The organism is Janthinobacterium sp. SUN026 (assembly GCF_030397625.1).
Taxonomy (GTDB): domain Bacteria; phylum Pseudomonadota; class Gammaproteobacteria; order Burkholderiales; family Burkholderiaceae_D; genus Janthinobacterium; species Janthinobacterium kumbetense.
Window position 1 is genome coordinate 1515850 of record NZ_JAPQNU010000001.1, and the last position, 18616, is coordinate 1534465.

Below are 18616 nucleotides of genomic sequence, written 5' to 3' on the forward strand. Positions count from 1 at the left end.
GGCGCCGCGCCGTTTAGTTCCCGCAGCGGCTTGCCACTGGCGGGCGCCAGGATTCGGCCGCATCGGCTAGAGTGGGGCAAAGGAGGTCACATGCAAACCCAATTCCGTCCTGCCCTGTTGCGTGCGCACAGCACGCCCGAACCCGATATGCCGCCACCGCCGGAAGGCGATCCCGTCACGCCGCCGCCGGAAACGCCGCCCCACATCGAGCCCGTGCCCGTCAAGGAGCCGACGCCGCCGCCACCGCCCGTGAAAATGCAGTGACGGGGCGCGGTGCGTCGCCGTCATGGCGGTTGGGGAGGGGCGCGCCGCGTTTATTTCCGATCGGAAATGGATTGCGCGGTGGCCGCCAGCGCCACGCCATTTAAACAACAAAAACGCCAATAAATGTTGCCGAGTGGATACAAATCAAGCTCTAACTGTCGAGTGTCATGCGGCCGTCACGATTCTGTTCTTATAATGAGACATCATAAAAATTCTTGTACAGGAGACCATCGTGGGCAATTCCTTGCATAACAAAATTTACCTGGGCCGGCGCCCTGTGATCACCAGCAAAAACCTCGTGGCGCTGGCCCTGGCGGGCGCCGTGGCCGGTTGCGGCTTGGCATGGCTGCTGCTGCGCAGCTACAAATAACGGTCGTCACGCCCGTGTTTCCGCCGCCTGGCCGCCTGGCGGGCGGCGGTAGATTCACGTTGCCTGTTGCCGATGCGCAGCGGGGCGCGTACCATGGGGGCCGAACACCTGGCCTTTTATGGAAAAGTAATGAAGAACGAGAAATTAACGACCGATGAATATGACGCGCTGGAGCAAGTTGCACGCGGCATCAAGACCGAGCGCCCCAGCGCTTGCGTTGCCCGCAATGCCAAGCGCCTGTCCGGCCTGAAGCTGCTCAGCTATGCACGCGATGGCCGTTTGTCCATCACCGAGAAAGCACAACAACTGCTGTTCCTGCGCCGCTGCATCATGGGGCTGCGCGCCGTCGCCGCCGATCCGCTGACCAAGCTGGACTCGGACGTGGCTTACTTCCTGGGCAAGAAAGCCCACATCGTGGCGCGCGCCGAGGGCGAGGGCCACGACATTTCCGACAAGGGCCGCGACTCGCTGGCCGATATCGACACCCTGGGCCTGTAAGTCCCGCAACCGGCCCCTGGGGCCGGTTTTCACATCCTCCCCCTTTTTTATTATTTCCCCTTTGGAGAACATTTTGGACAGCGCGATGAACTGGTCGGCCCACGAACTGACGATGACGGTCTTGATGACGCCCGATATGGCCAACTTTTCCGGTAACGTGCACGGCGGCACCATCCTGAAGTACCTCGACAGCGTTGCCTATGCCTGCGCCAGCCGCTATTCGGGCAGCTACGTGGTCACCCTGTCCGTGGACCAGGTGATGTTCCTGCAGCCTATCCACGTGGGTGAGCTGGTGACGTTCCTGGCGTCGATCAATTACACGGGCACGACGTCGATGGAAGTGGGTATCCGCGTGGTGACGGAAAACATCCAGCAGCGCCTGGTGCGCCACGCCAACAGCTGTTATTTCACGATGGTGGCCGTGGATGCGAACCGCAAGCCCGTGGCCGTGCCGCCGCTGGCGCTGGAGACGCCGGAACAGCAGGTGCGCTTCGAGCAGGCCAAGCTGCGCAAGCTGTCGCGCCAGAAAGTGTCGAAGAAATAAAGCGTTGCGGGCATAAAAAAACGGCCACCAGAGCGATCTGGTGGCCGTTTTTCATTGCATGCCTAGAGGCAATGGCAAACCGTGATTAACGGTCGCCGTAGCTGCGGCGTGCGCCGTCGGTGCTGCGCGGGTTCGAACCCTTGTAGCCGCCGCCGGTGCTTGGTGCGCCGTCTTTACGCGGTGCGCCCGGCTTGCTGAACGTGCGTTGGCCTGGCTTCGCGCCGCCACGGTTGTCGCCTGGTTTCCAGCCGCCTGGACGGGCGCTCGAACGTGGTGCCGATGCCGTTTTCTTTGGCTCGAAACCTTCGATGACATTGACCGGGATCAATTGCTTGGTGAAGCGTTCGATGCGCTTGACGTTCATGCCTTCAGCGTGGTTCACCAGCGAGATGGCCAGGCCGTTGCGGCCAGCGCGGCCGGTACGGCCGATGCGGTGGACGTAGTCTTCCGGGAACTTCGGCAGATCGTAGTTGAACACGTGGGTGATCGTTGGCACGTCGATACCGCGGGCGGCAACGTCGGTGGCAACCAGCACTTTGACCTGGCCGCGGCGCATGCCGTCCAGGGTGCGGTTACGCGCGCCCTGATGCATGTCGCCGTGCAAGGCGGCAGCCGAGAAACCGGCGATGTTCAGACGGTCGGCGATGGTGTCGGCGTCACGCTTGGTGGCGGTGAACACAACAGCCTGGTCCAAGGTTTCGTCGCGCAGCAGGTGGTCCAGCAGGCGATTCTTGTGCGACAGGTCGTCGACGAAGTGGACGCGCTGCGTGATGTTTTCATGCTTGTTGCTCGAGCTTGCCACTTGGATGACCAGCGGGTTTTTCGTGATGCGGCGGGCCATGTTGCCGACCACGCCATCCAGCGTTGCCGAGAACAGCATGGTTTGACGGCCTTCCGGCGTCGCTTCGACGATTTTTTCGATGTCGTCGATGAAACCCATGTCCAGCATGCGGTCGGCTTCGTCCAGCACCAGGATTTCCAGTTGCGAGAAGTCGATCTTGCCCGAGTCCATGTGGTCGATCAGACGGCCTGGGGTCGCGACCAGAATCTCAGGATTCTTGGCCAGCAATTGCATTTGTTTAGGGTAAGGCATGCCGCCCAGGATCGACACAGCCTTGATGCGGCGGATGCCGGTGCTGTACTTGTCGGTGTTGGTCGTTACTTGCAGGGCCAGTTCGCGCGTTGGCGTCAGCACCAGCATTTTTGGCTGGGCAGCCTTGAAGCGTGGACGCTCGCCGCGGGCGCGCGATGCTTGCATTTCCTGGTTTGGCGTCTTGCCGGCGGCGCTTTGTTCGGCGCTGGCCAGTTTGTGCAGCGACGGCAGCATGAATGCTGCGGTCTTGCCCGAACCGGTCTGCGACGAGACCAGCAGGTCACGGCCTTCGATCGCGGCTGGAATCGCTTGCGACTGTACCGCGGTTGGCGCGGTGTAGCCCGATTCGGTCAGAGCGGCGAGGATGGACGGATGCAGGCCTAAGGATTCAAATGTCATTCTTTTTCTTTCGTGAAAATCAGCGTTCTTGCAAAAAGCAGAACGCAAAATAGCAACGCCAACCAAAACGAAATGACTCAACTAGAAAGAAATTTCGGCACAAAAGCTTTGCGCCGGGACGGTGTCAGGTGCGACACACAAGGCGGGAGGGCTTTATTAAGCGGCATCCTGTGGATGCGCTAAGGCTTGCGAAGCTGCTAAGTTTGTAGTGCATGTAACTGCGGTGTTGCCATCGCTTCAAGGAAACATATTGCAGCGCACAACGACACTATACCGTATTTGCTGCCGTTTTGCACGGCTTAAATGGGAAGAAACGACAGTCCTACCACGTTTTGCTCATGTTTCCTATGTGAAATCAGTAAGAATACGTAGTTTTCTTCCGTTTAATGGAGCATGGCCATGAGGTCGGCGGGCAGCGGCGGCACCTGTCGCGTTTCCCTGGCCAGGTTGATTTGCCGGGCCGCTTGCGCCACGTCGACCAGGCTGCGTTCCAGCTGGTAAGTCCCCTTGGCTTGCAGCCAAGCCAGCACGTCGGCCAGGTGCCAGATGGTGGCGCTGCCCTCATGCACGGGCGGGGGGAAGCTGTGGCGGTGTTTGTTCATCAGCTTGTGCAGGTTTTGGCGAGACAAGCCCAGCACTTGCGCCACGTCCGTCAGTCCCACGAAGTCGGGGGCGGCCTCGGCCAGCACGGCCCCGGGCACGATGGCTTTCACATCGGCCATGGCGCTCAGCAGTGCTTCGCTGGCATTGCCGGCCTCGCGCGTGAATTCCAGCGCCAGGCGGCCCGCTTGCCCGATGCCGGCCAGGGCATCGTCGCAGCCGCCGCCGCCCAGGCGCTCGGCCAGCGCATCGAGGTCGGTTTCGTTGTCGGGCAGGCGGTATTTGAGAGTAAAGATGTAATCCATGATGGCTACCCCCTGGATTTGCGTTGCATGCAGTCGTGCATCAGCTTATTGAAAGTGCAATTATCGACCACCCGGCGGATCGCCCGCGCATGGTTGCCGGGATTTTTCGGCGTGCTCCAGATGCAGGCGATGCAGAATTCGCCGCAACGGCAGCTGGCATCGTTGTACGGGCAGCAGATCTTGCCCCAGGCATGGCTGCCACCCACTTCCACGCGCCAGCCGTGGTTTTCCGCGTGGCGCAGCGCCGCTTCGATGTCCTTCTTCGGGTGCGGGGAGCGCGCCATGCGATGCCTCCAATGTAGGTCGATATTCTGCGGTTGTCAAGTGACAACCGCAGAATATCGGCCGCCACCGCATTACTCTACTTCGGGATTGACGGCCATCACTTGCGAAAAGCCGCCATCGACGTAGGTAATCTCGCCCGTGATGCCGGAAGCCAGGTCGGACAGCAGGAAGGCGGCCGTGTTGCCCACTTCTTCGATGGTGACGTTGCGCCGCAGTGGGGCGTGTTCGGCCACAAAGCCCAGCAGCTTGCTGAAATCCTTGATGCCGGAAGCGGCCAGGGTCTTGATGGGGCCGGCCGAAATGCCGTTGGCGCGGATGCCGCGCGGGCCCAGCGATTCGGCCAGGTAGCGCACGGAAGCTTCCAGCGACGCCTTGGCCAGGCCCATGGTGTTGTAGTAGGGCACGGCGCGCACGGCGCCCAGGTAGGTCAGGGTCAATACGCAGGCGCCCGGATGCAGCAGGGGCAGGGCGGCCTTGGCCATGGCGGGAAAGCTGTAGGCGGAAATATCGTGCGCGATGCGGAAACTGTCGCGCGACAGGCCGTCGAGGAAGTCGCCGGCGATCGCTTCGCGCGGCGCAAAGCCGATGGCGTGCACGAGGCCATCGAGGTGTTCCCAGTGCTGCGCCAGGTCGCTGAAGACGGCGCTGATCTGTTCATCGCTGGACACGTCGCAGTCGAAGACCAGTTCGCTGCCGAATTCCGCCGCAAATTCCGTGATGCGCTCCTTGAAGCGTTCGCCCACGTAGGTGAAGGCGAGGGTGGCGCCTTCGCGGTGGCAAGCCTTGGCGATGCCGTAGGCGATGGAACGGTTCGACAGCAAGCCCGTGATGAGGATTTTTTTGCCTTGCAAGAAAGCCATGACGACTCCTGTCTGGGTAGGTGGGCGGGTAAGGCGGATGTGCAACCGGCCGCGACAGCAAGGCTGTGGCGGCCGGTGAGGTAGGTCAATACAGCTCAGGCGATCAGTGGCGGGCCTTGGCGCGACTGTTGCCGCCGCCGCGCTGGATGCGCGGTTTCACCAGGGAAATTGGCGCGGCTTGCACCTTGCCTCCCTTGGCGGCGCGGCGCAGTGCCTTGGCGGCCCGTTCCGGACGGTCCGCTTCCAGCAGCATGGTGGCGCTGTCGGCGATTTCCTGGGTGATGTCCTTGTTCATCGTGGCCGAGGTTTTCGGCACGAGGATGGTGGAGCCGGCGCGCAGGCTGGTGCGCTGCGGAATATTGTTGGCCTGGCGCAGCACGTCGGCCGTGGTGCCGAATTTCGACGCCAGGGTTTCGATGCGTTCGCGCGCATTGGTGATCTTGTGCGTCGTCCAGCTCGACAAGGCATGGCCCCATTGCGCCAGGTTGGTGGTGAACTTGGCGGCGTTTTCCTGTGGCAACAGAATCTTGGTCTTTTCGCCGCCGATGATGACGGGGCGGTTAAATTGCGGATTCAAGGCCTTGAATTCATCCATCGACAGTTCGGCCAGCTGGGCGGCGACGGTGATGTCGATGTCGCTGGTCTTGTCGATGGCCGTGAAGTAGGGCTGGTTGTCGACCACGGGCAGGGTCAGGCCGAACTGGGCCGGATTGGCGATGATGTTTTTCACCGCTTGCAGCTTGGGCACGTAGTTGCGCGTTTCGGCCGGCATCAGGTCGGCCAGGCTTTCGAAGTCGGTCGGCTTGCCCAGCGCCTGGTTTTTCTTGATGGCGCGCTGTACCGAGCCTTCGCCCCAGTTGTAGGCGGCCAGGGCCAGTTGCCAGTCGCCAAACATGTCATACAGGCGCTGCAGGTACGTCAGGGCCGCATCGGTCGAGGCCAGCACGCCGCGGCGCTCGTCCTTGAACATGTTTTGCTTGAGGTTGAAATCGCGCCCCGTGGCGGGCACGAATTGCCACATGCCGGCCGCATTGGCGCTGGAGAACGCTTGCGGGTTGAAGGCGGACTCGATGAACGGCAGCAAGGCCAGCTCCGTCGGCATGCCGCGCTTTTCCAGTTCCTGCACCACGTGGAAGATGTAGCGCGAGGCGCGCGCCGTCGTGCGGGCGATGTAGTCGGGGCGGGTGGCGTACCAGTTGACGTGATTGGCCACCAGCTGGTTGTTGATGTCGGGAATCGCATAGCCGCTGCGGATGCGGCCCCAGACGTCGGCTTCGCGCAGCGGATCGGAATTGTCGCTGAGGTTTTTCAGCAGGCGGTCGGTCTTTTGCAGGCGGTTGTCGAGGGTGGGGAGTTTCGCCGTGACCTGGGCGGTCATCGGGATCAGGGCAGGTGCGGCGGCGACTGGCGCGTTATCGCTCTCAACACCGGCTTCGTACGCCTGGCTGAGGGCGGGCGCAAGCGCCAGTGCCAACGCCGCCAGGACGGTAGATTTAAAGGAGTTTTCGTGCATAGTGTTCCATTGTTGTCGTCGGAGAAACATCGGACAGACCCATGATCAAGCAGCGAGTGTACGTATATCCACATGCAGTAGTCAAGAATTATGTCAGCATGATGACAGGAAATAAGCGGCAATAAGTGGGATACGGCTGAGTTTCCATTCGCAAATGCTGTCATTATTGCAAATTTAATTTGCCCAATGCGTGATTCGGCCGCTGTTATAGCATACATGGCGAAGAGGCTGGCGCAAGCTTGGACAGCGCCGGGCATGAGGCTGCGCAAAAGTGCGTACAATTTGGCTTTGGCCGGCCATTCGGCTGCCGGCCGCCATATTGATAGAGAGTTAAGTATATGAACACCCCGACGCGCCACGACGACGACAACGCCGTCATCATCGCCAATACCGTTGCCTGGCTGGAAAAGGCCGTGATCGGCCTGAACCTGTGCCCGTTCGCCAAGGCCGTGCACGTCAAGAAGCAGATCCGCTACGTGGTGTGCGAATCGAGCAATCCGGAAGATTTGCTGGCGCTGCTGATGGACGAGCTGCAAATCCTGGCCGACACGGACCCCGAGCAGATCGACACGACCTTGCTGATCCATCCATATACCCTGAACGATTTCCTCGACTACAACGAGTTCCTCGATGTGGCCGACGCGGCCGTGGAAGACATGCACCTGGCCGGCGAACTGCAAGTGGCCAGTTTCCACCCTGACTATCAGTTTGCCGAGACGTTCGAGGACGACATCAGCAACTACACCAACCGTTCGCCGTACCCGACCCTGCATTTGCTGCGCGAAGACAGCATCGAGCGCGCCGTCGAGGCATTCCCGGAAGCATCGGAAATTTTCGACAAGAATATTGCCACACTGGAAGCGCTGGGCACTGAAGGCTGGGAAAAGCTCGGCTTGCCGAAGGTATCCTGATGGCGGACAAGGAATTGCCGCCGCGTCCCGATACGCCCTGCGTGGCCGTGTGCTCGACAACCTTCGATGAAATCTGCCGCGGCTGCGGCCGCAGCGTGGTGGAAGTGGCCCACTGGGTGTCGATGACGGATGAAGAGAAGGAAGTGGTGTGGGTGCGCATCCTGGCGCAAGGGTATCCGCGCAGGAATACTTAATCTGGCTCAATGTAATACCGGGGTTTGACCTTCAAGATCCGACCCCGGTATTTTTTGGGCTAACGATCAATAACTACCGATGAAATCCTTCTTGCCCACTTCGATGCCATTGTGACGCAGGATGTCGTACGCCGTCGTCGCGTGGAAGAAGAAGTGCGGCAGCGCGTAGTGGAACAGATAGGTCTGGCCCGTGAAGTGCTTGGTCTTTTCGCCGCTGCCGGTGGTGATGGCGCGCGTTTCGCTGCCGTCGATGTCCGCTTGCGGCAGGCTTTCCAGGAAGGCGATGGTTTTCACGATGCGCGCCTTCAGCTCTGCAAAGCTCTGTTCGCTGTCTTCATACGGCGGCACGGCCACGCCGGCCAGGCGCGCGCCGCAGCCCTTGGCGAAGTCGGTGGCGATCTGGATCTGGCGCACGAACGGCAGCATGTCCGGGAACAAGCGGAATTGCAGCAGGGCGTTCGGGTCGATTTTCTTGTCTTGCGCGTGCGTTTCCGCCTTGTCCAGGATGGCGGCCAGGCTGCCCAGGATCTGTTTGAAGACGGGGATCGAAGCGGAGTAGATGGAGAAGGTCATGATGGTTCCTCTAGGTAAAGTGGCGCGATGATAGCAAGCTGCGCGCTTTTCTGCTGGCGCCGGCCTGGCGCGCCGGCATGCGTGTGGTTTTTCAACCCTGTTTATATGACATCAGGTAGCCGCCGGCGCGTGTTTGTTGGTGACTTTTCCCGCTTTTTGCATGCATAATTGCTCCTGATAAAGATTCGTCCCGCCTCGCCACCCGATTCCCCTGTAAAGTCAATGATCGCCCGCCTGATCCCTGTTGCCCTGTCGCCGCATGTTTAATTCACCTTCTCAGCGCCTGCGCGCCAGCCTGCGCGTGCTGTATGGCTCGTCGATCTATGGCGCCTTGCTGCTGGTGGTCTTTGGCGGATTGGTCGTGCCCGCCATCTTCGGCAGCTACGTGCTGGTCGGCGTGCATGAGCGCCAGTCGGCGCGCACCAGCCTGAACGAGGCCTTGCAGCGCAATGCCGACATCCTGGCGCTGGGCATGCAGGAGTCGCTGTGGAACATGAATGCGGAATCGGCCCACTCGCTGGTCGAGTCGGTGATGCGCGACCGCTCCGTGCTGCTGGTGAAGGTGCTGGGGCAGGGCGACACGGAATTCATCCGCCTGCGGGCGCCGCAACGGCCCGTGGGCAATCTGTACCGCGCCGAGCGCGACATTCTCGTGCGCGGCGAACGCATCGGCCACGTCGTCGTCGAAATGGACGATGCGCGCAGCCAGCAGGAGCTGCGCGAAAAGCAGATCTCCTATATTTTCGTGCTGGGTGCGCAGCTGGCCGTGTCGATGGCGCTGATCGTGCTGTTCCTGAACCGCCGCCTGTTGAAACCCCTGCGCCGCCTGACGCGCTTTTCCGACCGCCTGTCGCACGGCGATTTCGACACGCCGCTGGCTTCGCACAGCAATGACGAACTGGGGCGCCTGACGGCCCAGCTCGAGCAAATGCGCGCGGCCATCGGCCAGCTGTTCGAGGACGTGGGCCAGCGCGAAGAGCGCTTCCGCACCATCGTCACGCAGGTGCCGGGCGCCGTCTTCCGCTACCGGCCCGACGGCCCCATCGACTTCGTCAGCGACGCCATCGAGGAAATTTCCGGCTATTCGGCGCGCCAGTTCATGCGCGGCACCACGCATGCCTGGGCCGACCTGATCTGCCCGGAAGACCGCCGCGAGCACCGCCGCGCCGTGCGCCAGGCGGTGGCCGAGGTGCGGCCGTATGCGCTGGAATACCGCATCATCGACGCTTTCGGCATCGAACGCTGGGTGGCCGAGAATGGCCAGCCGCAGGCGGGCGAGCAGGGCGTTATCTGGGTCGACGGCATCATTGCCGACATCAGCCAGCGCAAGCACCACGAGATGCGCATCGAAGCGCTGCTGACGGAGCAGAGCGCGATTCTCGACAACGTGATGTTCGGCGTGATGTTCGTGCGCCACCGCCGCATCATTTCCGTCAATCGCCGCTGTGAAGAGCTGTTCGGCTACGACCATGCCGAGATGACGGGGCGTTCGACGTCCATCGTGTTTGCGAGCGCGTATGACTTCGAGGATGCGGGCGAGCGCCAGTATCCGGCGCTGGCCCAGGGCGGCGATTTCAGCGAGGAGCGCCAGTACAAGCGGCGCGACGGCAGCCTGTTCTGGGCGCTGGTCAGCGGCTGCGCGCTCGATCCGCTGCGCCCCAATGAAGGCAGCATCTGGGTGTATGCCGACATCACGGCGCGCAAGGAAGCCGAGGAAAAGCTGCGCCTGTCGGCCACCGTGCTCGAACATATTGCCGACGGCGTGATGGTGGTCGATGCCAGCGGCATCATCGTCACCGTCAATCCCGCCTTCACGCAGATCACCGGCTATACCGAGGCCGAGGCGGTGGGTCAGCACTCGTCACTGACACGCTCGGCGCGCCACGACGCGGCGTTTTACCAGGCCATGTGGGATGAGCTGAAGGCCAGCGGTTTCTGGCGCGGCGAAATCTGGCACCAGCGCAAGAACGGCGAACTGTACCTGGAGTGGCTGACCATCAGCGCCGTGCGCGACACGCACGCCACCACCACGCATTACGTGGGCGTGTTCAGCGACATCACCCTGATCAAGGAGTCGCAGGAAAAGCTCGACCACATGGCCCACCACGACCCGCTGACGGCGCTGCCGAACCGCCTGCTGTTCCACGACCGCCTGCAGCACGCCTTGCTGCGCGCCGCGCGCGACCAGGAGCAGCTGGCCGTGCTGTTCATCGACCTGGACCGCTTCAAGAACGTCAATGACACCCTGGGCCACCATGTGGGCGACGAATTGCTGCAAAAGGTGGCCGGCCAGCTGGCGGCCCGCCTGCGCGAAGGCGACACCCTGGCGCGTCTGGGTGGCGATGAATTCATCGTCCTGCTCGAACGCGTCGATGGCGAGTACGGTGCGACGCAGGTGGCGGAAAAGCTGATGACCATGTTCGACCAGCCCTTCACGGTGGCCGACCACGAACTGTTCGTCACCTGCAGCGTGGGCATCAGCCTGTATCCGGACGATGCGCTGGACTTGAATATGTTGATCCGCAATGCCGACGTGGCCATGTACCAGGCCAAGGCGCGCGGGCGCAACGGCTACCGCTTCTATGCGCCGTCGATGACGGGCGAAGGCGTCGAACGCCTGCGCCTGGAAACCTTTTTGCGCCGCTCGATCGAGAAAAACGAGATGTTCCTGAATTACCAGCCGCAGGTGGAAATCGACACGGGCCGCCTGGTCGGCGTCGAGGCGCTGGTGCGCTGGAACCATCCGGAACTGGGCCTGGTGCCGCCGGCCCGCTTCATTCCGCTGGCCGAGGACAGCGGTTTCATCAACCAGCTGGGCAAATGGGTGCTCGACGAGGCGTGCCGCCAGATGATGCGCTGGCAGGCGCAGGGCTTGCACGTGCCGAAGATGGCCGTGAATCTGTCGGTAAAACAGTTCGAGCGGGGCAGCATCGCCGGCATGGTGGCCGACATCCTGACGGAAACGGGCCTGGAGCCGCAGCGCCTGCAGCTGGAAGTGACGGAATCGGTGATCATGAACACGGGTGACGCGCTGGGCTTCATCAACGATTTGCACGCCATCGGCGTGGGCCTGGCCATCGACGATTTCGGCACCGGCTATTCCTCGCTCGCGTATCTGAAGCAGCTGCCCGTGCAGACGCTGAAGATCGACCGCTCCTTCATCAAGGATATCTCGACGGACGTCAACGACGAGGCGATCGCGATCGCCATCATCCAGCTGGGCAAGAGCATGCAATTGTCCGTGATCGCCGAAGGCGTGGAGACGGAAGAGCAGGCCGCTTTCCTGCTGCGCCATGGCTGCAAGCTGGCGCAAGGTTATTTTTATAGCCGTCCGGTGCTGGCACAGGATATGCTGGAGCGCTGGACCGATCCGCTGGATCAACCACTAACCAATTAAAGGGTATCCCATGGCCGGAGAAAAAAACACGTCGCGCCGCCGTTTCCTGCTCGGCGGCCTGGGTCTCGGCGTGGCCGGCGTGGGCGCCCTGGTGCTGGGCTGGGGCGTGTTGCCGCCGCGCCAGCGCCTGCATGGCAGCGCGCCGCTGCCGCTGCAGGATGGCGCCGTGGCCCTGAACGGCTGGCTGGCCATAGGCACGGACGGCACGGTAACCCTGGCCATGCCGCGCAGCGAGATGGGGCAGGGCGTGCACACGGCCTTGCCGATGCTGGTGGCCGAGGAACTCGACGTGCCTTTGAGCAGCGTCAAGCTGATCCAGGCGCCCATGGATAAAATCTTCGGTAATGTCGCCATGCTCAAGGATAGCCTGCCGTTCCACCCGGACGACCAGGGCCGCCTGAAGGCGCTGGCGCAGTGGACTGTGGCCAAGGCGGCGCGCGAACTGGGCGTGGTCGTCACGGGCGGCTCGTCGAGCGTGAAGGATGGCTGGGGCCCCATGCGCGAAGCGGGTGCGTCGGCACGCGCCATGCTGGTAGGCGCCGCCGCCGCGCTGTGGCAAGTGCCGCCCGCGCAATGCCGCACGGAAGATGGCGCAGTGGTCCACCCGGACGGGCGGCGCGCCAGCTACGCCAGCCTGGCGCAGCGCGCCGCCGGCATAGCCCCGGGCACGCCCGCGCTCAAATCCCCCAAGGATTTCAAGCTGATCGGCCAGCCGGCGCCGCGCCGCGACACGCCGTCGAAAGTCAATGGCAGCGCGCGTTTCGGCATCGATGCGCGTCCGCCCGGCATGCTGTATGCGGCCCTGCATCTGCCGCCGCGCCTGGGCGACACCCTGGCCGCGTTCGACGCGGTGCCCATACTCGCCATGCCGGGCGTGAAAAAGGTGCTGGACCTGACGCCGCAGTTGCCCCAGCGCGGCACATCGGTCACCTCGTGCGCCGCCGTGGTGGCCGACACCTGGTGGCGCGCGAAACAGGCGGCCGCCGCCTTGCCGACGCAGTGGAAGGCCGGTCCGCAGGCGAACCTGTCCAGCGCCGGCGTGTATGCGGAGTTTGCCCGCCTGCTCGACAGTGAGGCGGGCCATGCGTACCACGCCAGCGGCGAGGTGGAAAGCAAGGCCGTGCAGGGTTTGCGCAGCGTCAAGGCCGAGTACCGCGCGCCGTTCCTCGCGCACGCCGCCATGGAACCCGTCAACTGCACCGCGCAAGTCAAGGATGGCAAGGTGATGCTGTGGGTGTCGACGCAGGCGCCCGGCATCGCCGTCGACGTGGCGGCGAAAGTGGCCGGCGTCGATGCGAAAGACGTGACGATCGAGGTGCTGCTGCTCGGCGGCGGTTTCGGCCGCCGCCTGGAAGTGGATATGGTGGCCCAGGCCGTCGCCATCGCGCTGCAATGCGGCGGCGCGCCCGTGCAACTGGTGTGGACGCGCGAGCAGGACACCAGGCACGATATGTACCGTCCCGCCGCGCTGGCCCGCTTCGCGGCCCGCCTCGACGAGCACGGCCGCATCGCTTCCTGGGACAACAAATCCGTCAGCGGTTCCATCACGCATCAGTTCTTGCAGCGCAATTTCGGCTTGCCCGGTGCGGGGCCGGACAAGACGACGGCCGAAGGCGAATTCGACATGCCGTATGAAATCGCCAACCAGCGCATCGCCCACGTGATCGCCGACAGTGCCGTGCCGGTGGGTTATTGGCGCTCCGTGGGGCACTCGCACAATGCATTCTTCAAGGAAGGCTTTATCGACGAACTGGCGCACGCGGCGGGGCAGGACGGCGTCGCCTTCCGCCGCGCCATGCTGGTGAAGCATCCGCGCCACCTGGCTGTGCTCGATGCGGCTGTTGCCAGGGCGGGCAGTCCTCCGCCCGGCCATGCGCATGGCGTGGCCTTGCATCAGTCGTTCGGCAGCATCGTCGCGCAAGTGGCGCAAGTGTCCGTGGAAAACGGAGAAATTCGCGTGCAGCGCGTGGTGTGCGCCATCGATTGCGGCATTGCCGTCAATCCGAACATCATCGCCCAGCAGATGGAGTCTGCCGTGCTGTTCGGCTTGTCCGCAGCGCTGGGCGGCGAGATCACGTTCCAGGAAGGCAAAGTGGCGCAAAGCAACTTCCACGATTATCCCGTGCTGCGCATGGGGCAAACGCCCGAGGTGGAAACCATCATCATCGCCAGCGCGGAACACCCCGAAGGCGTGGGCGAGCCGGGCACGCCGCCGATCGCGCCGGCCGTGGCCAATGCCGTGTTCAGCTTGACGGGAAAACGGCTGCGCAGCCTGCCGCTGCGCCTGGGCTGATCTTACTGATCGAGTGTCGCGGCCAGCATGTGGCGCAAGTTGCAGTCGCGCTGCCAGTCGCGCCGCTCCTGCGTGCTGTTGGCCAGCGCCGCCAGTTCCTGCGCGCTGAGCGCCTGCTGCGCCTGCACCATGCGGTGCGCCAGGCCGCCGTCGGGCAGCACGGTGCCGAAGAAGGCCACGTTGTCGTCGTGCTGGATCAGCAGGGTGGGGAAGTTGTCGATGTCGAGGTCGCCCACCACGTCGGCCTGGTCTTCGATATCGACCCAGACGAAGACGGTGTCCGGGTGGCGCGCGGCCAGTTCCTCGAACGTGGCGCGGTAGCTGCCGCAAGTGCCGCACCACAGCGCGCACAGGCAGGCCACCGTCCAGCGCGGGCCGGCCAGGGCTGCCGCGACGTCGGCGCGGTTATCGGTCGTGAGGGTCAGGCTGTGCATGGTCGTATCTATTCAGTAGGGCGATGGGCGCCGGGCGCCCGATGCGCGTATTCTACCGCGCCCGGCGACGCCAGTCGCGGGAATGCATGAGCTTGTTTATCCGTGTTTTTTGATGCAACGCACCTTTCTGGTGGATAATGCTGGTAATTGCGCGCTGATTACGCTGGTCCATGCTGTTTCCTGGCCCCGCAGCCTGACCCCTCCAGTCTGTTTTCATGCCCTGCCCGGTGTCAGCGCTCCCGCCTTTATTTATTTTTATTATGGAATTAGCCAGCTTATGTTGAGTTACCGCCACGCCTTTCACGCGGGTAATCACGCCGATGTGTTGAAACATTATGTGCAGATTCAGTTGTTGCAATATCTGAATCAAAAAGATACCGCCTATAGTTATATCGATACCCATTCCGGCGCGGGCGTGTATGCGCTCGACGGCGGCTATGCGTCGAAAAATGCCGAGTACGAAACGGGCATCGCGCCCCTGTGGGACCGCACGGACTTGCCGGCCTCGCTGGCCGAGTACATGAAGCTGATCAAGGAAATGAATCCGAGCGGCAAGATGCGCTACTACCCGGGTTCGCCGTACTGCGCCGACAAGGTCAGCCGCGAGCAAGACCGTCTGCGCCTGTTCGAGCTGCATCCCGCCGATGCCAAGATTCTGGCCGACAACTTCCGCAAGGTCGAGGCGCATGCGCTGGCCCAGGGCGAGCGTCCTACCGTGCGCGGCAAGCGCGTCATCATCACCAAGGCGGATGGCTTCCAGAGCCTGAAAGCCCTGCTGCCGCCGCCATCGCGCCGCGCGCTGGTGCTGATCGACCCGCCGTATGAAGACAAGATGGATTACCGCAAGGTCAAGGACACCCTGGCCGACGCCCTCGTGCGCTTCCCGTCGGGCATGTATGCCGTCTGGTACCCGGTGCTGCAGCGCATGGAATCGCGCCAGTTCGCCGACAAGCTGAAGCAATTGCCCAGCTCGGACTGGCTGCACGTGACCCTGACGGTGAACACCCCGTCGCCGGACGGCTTCGGCTTGCACAGCAGCGGCATGTTCATCCTGAATCCGCCGTACACCCTGGAGCCGATGTTGCGCGAAGTCATGCCGTACCTGGTCAAGGTGCTGGGTCGCGACGACGGCGCCAAGTTCGTGCTGGAAACAGGTAAAGGTGGACAGAAGAATACGGGCACCAGAAGAGTGTAATCACACTTGTCTTGGTAGTGCTGTAATAAAAAAACGCCACGGATAATGTGTCCGTGGCGTTTGTCGTTTACTGTCCCAGCAGCAAGAACACGGTCGGTTTCTTGTGGAAGTCAGGAGCCTTGCCTGCAGCCAATTGTTTCTTCCACTGTCCGCCATTCCACGTTTGCACGTTTTCCGTGTCCAGGCTCAGGTCGGTGGCGACGCAGATCAGGGTCGATGGCGCGCATTGCGCCACGAGGGCGTCGAGCATGGCGGCGTTGCGGTATGGGGTTTCGATGAACAGCTGGGTCTGCTTTTCATTGCGCGAACGCCCTTCCAGTTCCTTGATGCGCTTGGCGCGCAGGGCCGCATCCGTGGGCAGGTAGCCGTTGAAGGCGAAGCTCTGGCCGTTCAAGCCGCTGGCCATCACGGCCAGCAGGATCGACGACGGGCCCACCAGCGGGCGCACTTTAATGCCGTGCTGATGCGCCAGACGCACCAGGTCGGCGCCAGGGTCGGCCACGGCGGGCACGCCCGCTTCCGACACGAGGCCCGCGTCGCGCCCCGCCAGCAGGGGTGCCAGCAAGCCGGCCAGCGCTTGCGCCGGGGTATTCACGTTGAGTTCGGAAATCGTGATTTCCTGCAGCGGCTTGGCCAGCGGATGCTGGTTGCCGATCAATTTCAGGAAGGCGCGCGCCGTCTTGGCATTTTCCGCAACGAAATAATCGAGCTGGGACGTGATGTGCCGTACTTGCTCCGGAATGATGTGGGCCAGCGGGTCGGCCGGGCTGTCGGACAGGCCGAGGTGGTTGGGAATCAGGTACAGGGTGCCGGTCATATTCTTATTGTCGGTAAATTAAAGGGTAAAAAACGCCACGCCCGCCTTGCGCAGCATGCCGGTGAGGGCGATCAGCGGCAGGCCGGTGAGGGCGGTGGGGTCGGTGGTGGCGATGCGTTCGAGCAGGGCGATGCCCAGGCCTTCGTTCTTGGCGCTGCCGGCGCAATCGTACGGCTGCTCGATGCGCAGGTAGGCGTCCAGCTCGGCATCGGGCAAGTCGCGCACGGTGACGAGGGTCTGGACATCTTCCACCTGCGCCACAGGCACCGCCTGGCGCCCGTCCAGCAGGCATAGTGCCGTGTGGAACACGGTCTGGCGTCCGCGCATGGTTTGCAGTTGCAGCAGGGCATTCGCATGGTTGCCGGGCTTGCCGATCTGCGCGCCATCGAGGGTGGCGACCTGGTCGGAGCCGATGACGAGGCTGCCAGGATGGCGGTCGAGCACGGCCTGTGCCTTGGCCTGCGCCAGGCGCAGGGCCGTGGCGCTGGGGCTTTCGCCTAGCAGGGGGCTTTCGTCGAGATCGGGCACGGCGACTTCGAAAGGCAGGCGCAGGCGTTCCAGCAATTCCTTGCGGTAGGTCGAACTCGATGCAAGAATCAAGCGCAATGGGGCGGAAGTTGGTATCATTCGGTAGTGGATGGCGGCCGGCATGGCCGCGCTGGTCGATGTCAGTGGAATTTCACGCAAATTCCAGGGCGCAGAGCCCCTGACCGAGGCTCCATGCGGCATGACGGTGTTAATGAAGTTGTCATGTTTATGGCAATGATTGCGTCAAAAAAGATGCTTAGCCTTTGACTCCGTGCTAAAAACCCTGTTATTATCGCAGGTTTTCCGGGGAAATTTTCTACCAATGAATGCTTTTGTGATCGACGCCTTTGATTTTTGTCGTATCAGCGGGAGCCGCGAGGGTGTAACTCCTGTCGCTGAAATGACCCGGTTGACCAAGGATTGTGCAGATAATTCCGGCGAGATCGCCTGGAAGATCGTCGGCGGCACCAGCAAGCTGGGCTACCCGCAACTGACCTTGTCGGTCAACGGCACCGTTCAGCTGGTTTGCCAGCGCTGCCTGACTCCGTATGCTTACGCGATAGATTCTTCGACTGTTCTGATGCTGGGCAAGGATGATGAGCACGCGGACGAGATCGAAGAAATCATCAACGATGAAACGATCGACGTGATCGTCGGCAGCCGCAGCATGGATGCCGCGGCCCTGATCGAAGATGAAGCCTTGCTGGCCCTGCCGCAGGTACCCAAACACGACGTCTGCCCCGATACGGCGCAGCTCGATGCTCTCAAGACTGAAAAGAAGTCGCCGTTTGCGGCACTGAAAGACTTGAAGCCAGAATAAGTTAAGAGAATAAGTAGTAGCGGTAGTTTGTAGGGGGCCTCAGAAACCGTAGCGAGCGGCCCAATATCGTCTTGAGTAGCGCAAGCGTACGGAAGTACGCTGAGCAACGCCGAGGCGATAGTGGGACGCGCAGTAGGTTTGTGAGGGTCCGCTTAGAGAACGTGTCAAACGCGTGTAGTAATCGAGTATGGCAAGTGTAGTGAAATGTAATTGTAATAAACGATGTCGGTCCGGGCTATTTTCGGGTAGTCTTTGCCGCTGGGATACTCGATTCGCATGTATTTGCTAATCGATTGTGCTAAAATTTTAGAACTTATGTATTAGGAGTCATCATGGCAGTTCAACAGAACAAGAAAACCCCTTCCAAGCGCGGCATGCACCGTTCGCACGACTTCCTGGTCGCGCCGCAATTGAGCGTCGAGCCAGTTACCGGCGAAACACACATGCGTCACCATATCAGCCCTAACGGCTTCTATCGTGGCCGTAAAGTGTTGAAGACCAAAAACGACGAGTAATCGACGTTTTTGTTGGGTAAGATGAAAGCGGTGTTGCGTGGTTATTCGGCGTGGCGCCGCTTCTTCTTTTTTATCGGCTGCAATTCATCTTGCGCACCCGTCATTTTGAATCAAGCTTGCTCAGGCGGTGCATGACATGCTGCGCCCTGCATATGCTCCAGTCCGATTCACATCTTGCCGCACGCCCGCAGCGGTATTGAATCAACAC

Annotated in this window: 21 protein-coding genes; 11 read left to right on the top strand and 10 right to left on the bottom strand. The window is 62.0% G+C overall.

Features of this window, described 5'->3' with window-relative positions:
* The first annotated feature begins 90 nt into the window (after positions 1-90).
* From OX459_RS06915 to OX459_RS06930, 4 genes are all read left to right on the top strand, one after another.
* The gene (locus OX459_RS06915; RefSeq protein ID WP_289904325.1) at positions 91-264 is read left to right on the top strand and encodes a hypothetical protein; all 174 of its coding nucleotides are present in this window, start codon (positions 91-93) and stop codon (positions 262-264) included.
* A gap of 232 nt (positions 265-496) precedes the next feature.
* The gene (locus tag OX459_RS06920) at positions 497-634 is read left to right on the top strand and encodes a hypothetical protein (RefSeq protein WP_180979422.1); all 138 of its coding nucleotides are present in this window, start codon (positions 497-499) and stop codon (positions 632-634) included.
* Between the two features lie 129 nt (positions 635-763).
* On the top strand, positions 764-1132 hold the full coding sequence (locus tag OX459_RS06925; RefSeq protein WP_289904326.1) for a hypothetical protein: 369 nt from the start codon (positions 764-766) through the stop codon (positions 1130-1132).
* 85 nt (positions 1133-1217) lie between these two features.
* Positions 1218-1676, top strand: coding sequence for an acyl-CoA thioesterase (locus OX459_RS06930; RefSeq protein WP_071326331.1), 459 nt, complete (start codon positions 1218-1220; stop codon positions 1674-1676).
* 85 nt (positions 1677-1761) lie between these two features.
* Here OX459_RS06930 and OX459_RS06935 read toward each other — a convergent pair whose 3' ends face one another.
* The 5 genes from OX459_RS06935 to OX459_RS06955 form a co-directional block, all read right to left on the bottom strand.
* A complete protein-coding gene (locus tag OX459_RS06935; RefSeq protein ID WP_071322891.1) occupies positions 1762-3168 on the bottom strand; it encodes a DEAD/DEAH box helicase in 1407 nt (468 codons plus the stop codon).
* A 383-nt stretch (positions 3169-3551) separates the two neighbouring features.
* A complete protein-coding gene (locus tag OX459_RS06940) occupies positions 3552-4073 on the bottom strand; it encodes an AlpA family phage regulatory protein (RefSeq protein ID WP_289904327.1) in 522 nt (173 codons plus the stop codon).
* Between the two features lie 5 nt (positions 4074-4078).
* Complete coding sequence (locus tag OX459_RS06945; RefSeq protein WP_289904328.1) at positions 4079-4357, bottom strand: hypothetical protein; 279 nt, start codon at positions 4355-4357, stop codon at positions 4079-4081.
* Positions 4358-4429: 72 nt separating this feature from the next.
* Entirely contained in the window at positions 4430-5218 is a 789-nt protein-coding gene (fabI, locus tag OX459_RS06950) for an enoyl-ACP reductase FabI (RefSeq protein WP_099667252.1), read from the bottom strand.
* 103 nt (positions 5219-5321) lie between these two features.
* The gene (locus OX459_RS06955) at positions 5322-6731 is read right to left on the bottom strand and encodes a transglycosylase SLT domain-containing protein (protein WP_289904334.1); all 1410 of its coding nucleotides are present in this window, start codon (positions 6729-6731) and stop codon (positions 5322-5324) included.
* A gap of 338 nt (positions 6732-7069) precedes the next feature.
* On the opposite strand from OX459_RS06955, the gene OX459_RS06960 reads away from it, so the two are divergent.
* Both OX459_RS06960 and OX459_RS06965 read left to right on the top strand, forming a co-directional pair.
* Complete coding sequence (locus OX459_RS06960; RefSeq protein ID WP_289904335.1) at positions 7070-7642, top strand: DUF1415 domain-containing protein; 573 nt, start codon at positions 7070-7072, stop codon at positions 7640-7642.
* Positions 7642-7836, top strand: a complete 195-nt coding sequence (locus OX459_RS06965; protein WP_034779267.1) for a DUF1289 domain-containing protein — start codon at positions 7642-7644, stop codon at positions 7834-7836. Before OX459_RS06960 ends, OX459_RS06965 begins: the two co-directional genes overlap by 1 nt.
* Before the next feature lie 66 nt (positions 7837-7902).
* Here OX459_RS06965 and OX459_RS06970 read toward each other — a convergent pair whose 3' ends face one another.
* The gene (locus OX459_RS06970; protein WP_034779265.1) at positions 7903-8409 is read right to left on the bottom strand and encodes a DUF1993 domain-containing protein; all 507 of its coding nucleotides are present in this window, start codon (positions 8407-8409) and stop codon (positions 7903-7905) included.
* A gap of 259 nt (positions 8410-8668) precedes the next feature.
* On the opposite strand from OX459_RS06970, the gene OX459_RS06975 reads away from it, so the two are divergent.
* Both OX459_RS06975 and OX459_RS06980 read left to right on the top strand, forming a co-directional pair.
* A complete protein-coding gene (locus tag OX459_RS06975) occupies positions 8669-11806 on the top strand; it encodes an EAL domain-containing protein (RefSeq protein ID WP_289904336.1) in 3138 nt (1045 codons plus the stop codon).
* 10 nt (positions 11807-11816) lie between these two features.
* Positions 11817-14099, top strand: a complete 2283-nt coding sequence (locus OX459_RS06980) for a xanthine dehydrogenase family protein molybdopterin-binding subunit (protein WP_289904337.1) — start codon at positions 11817-11819, stop codon at positions 14097-14099.
* Positions 14100-14101: 2 nt separating this feature from the next.
* On the opposite strand, the gene OX459_RS06985 is transcribed toward OX459_RS06980, so the two are convergent.
* Positions 14102-14533: a thioredoxin family protein gene (locus OX459_RS06985; RefSeq protein WP_289904338.1), complete on the bottom strand. Its 432-nt coding sequence runs from the start codon at positions 14531-14533 to the stop codon at positions 14102-14104.
* Between the two features lie 52 nt (positions 14534-14585).
* Complete coding sequence (locus tag OX459_RS06990) at positions 14586-14891, bottom strand: hypothetical protein (protein ID WP_289898426.1); 306 nt, start codon at positions 14889-14891, stop codon at positions 14586-14588.
* Here OX459_RS06990 and rlmJ point away from each other — a divergent pair.
* The gene (rlmJ, locus tag OX459_RS06995; RefSeq protein ID WP_070255356.1) at positions 14811-15728 is read left to right on the top strand and encodes a 23S rRNA (adenine(2030)-N(6))-methyltransferase RlmJ; all 918 of its coding nucleotides are present in this window, start codon (positions 14811-14813) and stop codon (positions 15726-15728) included. The genes OX459_RS06990 and rlmJ overlap by 81 nt on opposite strands.
* 67 nt (positions 15729-15795) lie before the next feature.
* On the opposite strand, the gene OX459_RS07000 is transcribed toward rlmJ, so the two are convergent.
* Both OX459_RS07000 and OX459_RS07005 read right to left on the bottom strand, forming a co-directional pair.
* Entirely contained in the window at positions 15796-16545 is a 750-nt protein-coding gene (locus OX459_RS07000; RefSeq protein ID WP_289904339.1) for an SAM-dependent methyltransferase, read from the bottom strand.
* An 18-nt stretch (positions 16546-16563) separates the two neighbouring features.
* Positions 16564-17172: a Maf-like protein gene (locus OX459_RS07005; RefSeq protein WP_289904341.1), complete on the bottom strand. Its 609-nt coding sequence runs from the start codon at positions 17170-17172 to the stop codon at positions 16564-16566.
* 223 nt (positions 17173-17395) lie between these two features.
* Between OX459_RS07005 and OX459_RS07010 the strand changes: the two genes are divergently transcribed.
* Both OX459_RS07010 and rpmF read left to right on the top strand, forming a co-directional pair.
* The gene (locus tag OX459_RS07010) at positions 17396-17893 is read left to right on the top strand and encodes a DUF177 domain-containing protein (RefSeq protein WP_099667258.1); all 498 of its coding nucleotides are present in this window, start codon (positions 17396-17398) and stop codon (positions 17891-17893) included.
* Positions 17894-18225: 332 nt separating this feature from the next.
* Entirely contained in the window at positions 18226-18408 is a 183-nt protein-coding gene (gene rpmF, locus OX459_RS07015; RefSeq protein ID WP_034749653.1) for a 50S ribosomal protein L32, read from the top strand.
* The last annotated feature ends 208 nt before the right edge of the window (positions 18409-18616 follow it).